Consider the following 5,710-nt stretch of genomic DNA (forward strand, 5'->3'; position numbering starts at 1 on the left):
GCGACGGATGGTCGCACCGTCCTGCCCGGCGGTCAGGTCGGCACCGGGCTCGCCCGCGGGGACGAGCGGGAGGTGCCAGGACATCAGAGCGTCAGGCCTCCACGTCGTCCGTGGCGGCGGCAGCGGCAGGCTCGGCTGCCTCGTCGGCCTTCTCGTCCTCGGTCACCGCGACGAGCGAGAGCTTGCCGCGCGGGTCGATCTCACCGATCTCGACCTGGACCTTCTGGCCCACGGACAGCACGTCGTCGACGTTCTCGACACGCTTGCCGCCCACGAGCTTGCGGATCTGGCTGATGTGCAGCAGGCCGTCCTTGCCCGGCGAGAGCGAGATGAACGCGCCGAACGACGTCGTCTTGACGACGGTGCCGACGAAGCGCTCGCCCACCTCGGGGACGTGCGGGTTGGCGATCGCGTTGATCGCCGCGCGGGCGGCCTCGGCCGAGGGGCCGTCGGTGGCGCCGATGTACACGGTGCCGTCGTCCTCGATGGAGATGTCCGCGCCCGTCTCCTCCTGGATCTGGTTGATCATCTTGCCCTTGGGCCCGATGACCTCGCCGATCTTGTCGACCGGCACCTTCACGGAGATGACGCGCGGGGCGTTCGGGGACATCTCGTCGGGCACGTCGATCGCCTCGGCGAGCACCTCGAGGATGGTCAGGCGCGCGTCGCGTGCCTGGGTCAGCGCGCCGGCCAGGACCGAGGCGGGGATGCCGTCGAGCTTGGTGTCGAGCTGGATGGCCGTGACGAACTCGCTGGTGCCGGCGACCTTGAAGTCCATGTCGCCGAACGCGTCCTCCGCGCCCAGGATGTCGGTCAGGGCGGCGTAACGGGTCTCGCCGTCGACCGTGTCGGAGATGAGGCCCATCGCGATGCCCGCGACCGGCGCCTTCAGCGGCACGCCCGCGTTGAGCAGCGACAGCGTCGAGGCGCAGACGGAGCCCATCGAGGTGGAGCCGTTCGACCCCAGCGCCTCCGAGACCTGGCGGATCGCGTAGGGGAACTCCTCGCGGCTCGGCAGCACGGGCACGAGCGCCCGCTCCGCCAGCGCGCCGTGGCCGATCTCGCGGCGCTTCGGGCTGCCGACGCGGCCCGTCTCGCCCGTGGAGAACGGCGGGAAGTTGTAGTTGTGCATGTAGCGCTTGCGCGTGACCGGCCCGAGCGAGTCGATCTGCTGCTCCATGCGCAGCATGTTCAGCGTGGTGATGCCCAGGATCTGGGTCTCGCCGCGCTCGAACAGGGCGGAGCCGTGCACGCGCGGGATGACCTCGACCTCGGCCGACAGGGTGCGGATGTCCGCGAGCCCACGACCGTCGATGCGCACGCCCTCGGTGAGCACGCGCTGGCGGATGAGCTTCTTCTGCAGCGCGCGGTACGCGGCCGACAGCTCCTTCTCGCGGCCCTCGAAGCGCTCGCCGAGCGCGCCGAGCAGGCCGTCCTTGAGCTCGTCCAGGCGGTTCTCGCGGTCCTGCTTGTCCGCGATCGCGAGCGCGTCGCGCAGCGTCGTGGAGACCTCGTCCTCGACGGCGGCGAACGCGTCGTCCTGGTAGTCGAGGAAGACCGGGTAGTCCTTGACCTCCTTGGCCGCCTGGGCGGCGAGCGAGGACTGCGCCTCGCACAGCACCTTGAGGAACGGCTTCGACGCCTCGATGCCCTGGGCGACGACCTCCTCGGTCGGCGCGGCGACGCCCTCCGTCTTGATGAGCTTCCAGGCGTCGTCCGTCGCCTCGGCCTCGATCATCGCGATGGCGACGTCGTCGCCCACGATGCGGCCGGCCACGACCATGTTGAAGACGGCGCGCTCGAGGTCCGAGTACTTCGGGAACGCGACCCACTGGCCGTCGATCAGCGCGACGCGCACGCCGGCCACCGGGCCGGAGAACGGCAGGCCGGAGATCTGCGTGGACGCCGACGCGGCGTTGATCGCCAGCACGTCGTAGGCGTCGTCGGGGTGGATGGCCAGGACGTCGATGACGACCTGGACCTCGTTGCGCAGGCCCTTGACGAACAGCGGGCGCAGCGGGCGGTCGATGAGGCGGCAGGCCAGGATCGCCTCCGTCGAGGGGCGGCCCTCGCGGCGGAAGAACGAGCCGGGGATCTTGCCGGCGGCGTACTGCCGCTCCTCGACGTCCACCGTCAGCGGGAAGAAGTCGAACTGGTCCTTGGGGTGCTTGCCGGCCGTCGTGGCCGACAGCAGCATCGTCTCACCGTCCAGGTACGCGGCGACGGAGCCGGCGGCCTGGCGGGCGAGGCGGCCCGTCTCGAAGCGGACGGTGCGGGTGCCGAAGCGGCCGTTGTCGATGACGGCCTCGGCGAACTGGATCTCGGGACCCTCCACGGGTGCCCTCCTTGATCTCGAGGGCGCCGCCGCGGCTCGGCGGTCTTCGATCGAGGCCCACGGAGCCGGGCCCGGCCCGCGGGCCGGACGGTTCGGGAGGCCACTACCGAGGACCGGACGAGGGTCCGGCGGCGCGGTGGTGGTGCGACGGGTGGTCACCCGTCGCCGTGCGGTCGGTGTCTGTCGGCGTCGTCCGGGGACGTCGTGCCGACAGGGACATCACACCAGACCAGCCCGGCCCCCGCGAGGGTGACCGGGCTGGTCGGCAGAGTCAGCGGCGCAGGCCGAGGCGCTGGATCAGCGCGCGGTAGCGCTCGATGTCGACCTTCTGCAGGTAGGCCTGCAGGCGGCGGCGCTGGCCGACGAGGAGCAGCAGGCCACGACGCGAGTGGTGGTCGTGCTTGTGCTCCTTGAGGTGCTCGTTCAGGTCGTTGATGCGCTGCGTGAGGAGCGCGATCTGCACCTCGGGCGAGCCGGTGTCGCCCTCGTGAGTGGCGTACTCGGTGATGATGGACTGCTTGGTGGCAGCGTCGAGCGGCATGGCTCTCCTTCGGTGTCGTTGCGCGGTGCTCCGGGACTCGTTCACCGGGGCGCTCTGGATCCGCGGCCGTTCGTACGGCCCCACCATGCTACCAGCGCACGGCGTCACCCCCGCCCCGAGACCGGGCAGGGGCGACGTGCCCCTCGACACGTCGTGCCGCGGGCCGCTCAGGCGTCCCCGTCGTGACCGGCGGGGCGTCCGCCGTCCTGCCGGAAGCTGCCGTCGCCCATGTCGAGCACGCCCGCGAACCGGAGCAGGTCGGTGATCGTCGTGATCATCTTCCCGCCGTCGATCCGCACCCCTTGCGCCGGGGTCCAGCCCGCCGAGAGATACGAGGTGTCGTCGGCCCTGAGCAGGTAGACGAAGGTCTCGCACAGGATCCGGCTGCCGACGTCCCCGAGGAAGTTGCCGTTCCCCTGGACCTCGGCCTCCTTGAGCACGTAGTACCACAGCGGCGTGCCGTCGAGCTCCGCCAGCGCGTCCTTGACGTCCTGCGACGCGTCGCGGGAGAGCTGCTCGGGGGTCAGGACCGGCACGTGCAGCGCCTCGGCCACCGCCTCCCCGGTGGGCAGCGACAGCCAGTAGCCCCGCAGCAGGTTGCGCTGCGCGAGCTGCTTGAGCAGGGCGCTGATCCCGGGCGCCAGGTCCGGGTCGGTGCCCTCGTTGCGCATCGTCGCCAGACCGGCCGCCAGGAACGGGTCGATCTTCGCCGCGGCACGACGGCGGTCCGGGTCGCCCTTGTCGACGAACCGCGCCCAGTCGATCGGCCAGTTCGACGGCAGGACCTCGCCGGGAGGCGCTCCCGTGGGGACGAGACCGCCACCCCCGGTGAACTCGAACAGCTGCACCAGGCTCCCGAAGGCGGCCCGCGGCGGTGCCGCCGGCGGCACGACCTTGCCGAAGTTGAGGTTGAAGTCGTAGCCGCCCCGCACCATGGAGTGGCCGAACCGGAACGCCGCGACGGCGAACTCCAGCGGCATCGCGACCTTGCGCCGGGGCCGGAACAGCAGCGACGGCTCCACGAGCACCTCGTCGAGCACACCCGGCTTGGTGAGGGTGCGCAGGTAGTCGTGGACGACCAGCCACTGGTAGTGGCGCTGGGTGAGCTGCTGCGCCCGGTCGAAGACCGCCCGCTCGTCCACCGTGAGCCACGGCTCGGTGCGGCGGACCCACTCGACGACGGCGTTGTGGAAGCGGATGAACGCCAGGTGGAGCTGGGCCACGACGAGGTTCTCGTCGTTGCGCCCGTCCGGGATCTTCGCCGACCCGGGGGCCGGGCGCTCCTCCTCGGGGACGTCGAGGCCCGCGATCTCCTCGGACGAGAACCGCGGCAGGTCGCGCTGCGGGTCGTCGCCCGGCGGGACGAGCTCGAACCCCGGGATCGCCGTCGTCGCGACCCGCCCGAGCGCGAGCTTGGTCGGGTCCGTCGTGGCGTACGCGGCCTCGCTGCGGGTGGTCCGCCGTCCGGCCTCCCCCGGGAACCGCGGCCCGCTGCCGTACAGGCTGTCGAGGTTGAGGAACGGGTGCCGGCCGTTGTGCAGGCTGCGCACCACCACCTCGGGCGGGAACGCCGTGAACGGGTCCGAGACGATGTCGCCCAGCACGAGGTCGCCGGGCCGCGGCCGCTCCCCCGCTTCCGGCGGGCCGTCCGGACCGTTGGTGTTGAGGGTGATGTCGTGGTCGATGAACTGACCCCAGTAGGTGTAGATCGCGGGGATCGTCGAGTCCAGCGCCGGGTTCGGCGGGCCCGCCGGCTCGATCATCCCCGCGCCGAGCTTCTTCAGCGCGGCGACGACCGAGTCCACGGTCGGCCCCGCGATCGGCCCCTCGGGCGCGTCACCGCCGTCGGTGACCGGCAGGTGCGCGGCGGGGAAGCGCCCGCGCAGGCCGCGGAAGAGGTAGTCGAACGACGTCGTCGCCTCGAACCGGTCCTCCAGGATGTCGCGGAGCACGGCGAGCTCGGTCTCGTGCAGCAGGGGTGCCGGCGACGACCCCGGGTCGGGGTCGGGACGCGGGCGAGGTCGAGGGCGCGGGCGGACCTGGCCGCCGTGGCGCACGCTGCGGACCGTCCGGCCGACCGGGTCGGAGTTGATGTCGTGCCCGGGCTCGGGCGCCTCCTGCTCGATGGTCTGCTGAGCCGCCATGGCTCTGCCCCTCTCGGGAGAAGCGGGCGCCGGGCGCCGCCCGACGCGGGGCGGGTCCCGGGCCGCCGCCGGTCAGAGCGGAGGCGGCCCGGGACGGCGCGCTGCGACGCGGCCACCGCCGTGGATCAGGGAGGGCGATGGCGCGCCGCGACGGGGACGCTGTACCACCGCGGCCCACGGGCCGGGCACAGCCCGGTCCGTCACGCCAGGAAGGAGCGGGCTCCGGCGCCCGTGTGACCGACCGGGCCGTCTTTCACCCGCTCCCGCCGCGGCGACCGGGCGAGGGCTCAGCGCAGGATGTCGCGCGCCCGCGCGACGTCGGCGTGCATCTGCTCGACGAGCGGCTCGATGCCGTCGAACCGCAGGGTCGGGCGCAGCCGCTCGACCAGCTCCAGCACGACCGTCTCGCCGTACAGGTCCAGGTCGTCCCGGTCGAGCACGTAGGCCTCGACGCGGCGCTCCACCCCGTCGAACGTCGGGTTGGTGCCCACGGAGATGGCGGCGGGCAGGTCCGCGTCGGGGTTGCCGGGGTCCTCCTGCGCAAGCCCCGGCCGCAGCAGCCGGCCGGCGTACACGCCGTCGGCGGGCACCATGCCCTCGGCGTGCCCGAGGTTCGCCGTCGGGAAGCCGAGCTCGCGCCCGCGCGCGTCCCCGTGCACCACGGTGCCGCGCACGCGGTGGGGGCGGCCG

General features: G+C 72.7%; 4 protein-coding genes. All 4 read right to left on the minus strand.

From position 1 onward, the window contains the following. Nucleotides 1–91: 91 nt before the first annotated feature. On the minus strand, nt 92–2,335 hold the full coding sequence (locus ACFUVW_RS19050; protein ID WP_430572875.1) for a polyribonucleotide nucleotidyltransferase: 2,244 nt from the start codon (nt 2,333–2,335) through the stop codon (nt 92–94). A 271-nt stretch (nt 2,336–2,606) separates the two neighbouring features. Beyond that, the gene (gene rpsO, locus ACFUVW_RS19055; RefSeq protein ID WP_429728443.1) at nt 2,607–2,876 is read right to left on the minus strand and encodes a 30S ribosomal protein S15; all 270 of its coding nucleotides are present in this window, start codon (nt 2,874–2,876) and stop codon (nt 2,607–2,609) included. Nucleotides 2,877–3,043: 167 nt separating this feature from the next. Continuing rightward, nucleotides 3,044–5,020, minus strand: a complete 1,977-nt coding sequence (locus tag ACFUVW_RS19060; RefSeq protein ID WP_430572876.1) for a heme peroxidase family protein — start codon at nt 5,018–5,020, stop codon at nt 3,044–3,046. Between the two features lie 287 nt (nt 5,021–5,307). Then, nucleotides 5,308–5,710, minus strand: a 403-nt coding sequence (locus tag ACFUVW_RS19065; protein WP_430572877.1) for a riboflavin kinase, incomplete at its 5' end; no start/stop codon positions are given.

Source organism: Isoptericola sp. NPDC057391 (genome assembly GCF_042668085.1).
In the GTDB taxonomy this organism is placed as follows: domain Bacteria; phylum Actinomycetota; class Actinomycetes; order Actinomycetales; family Cellulomonadaceae; genus Isoptericola.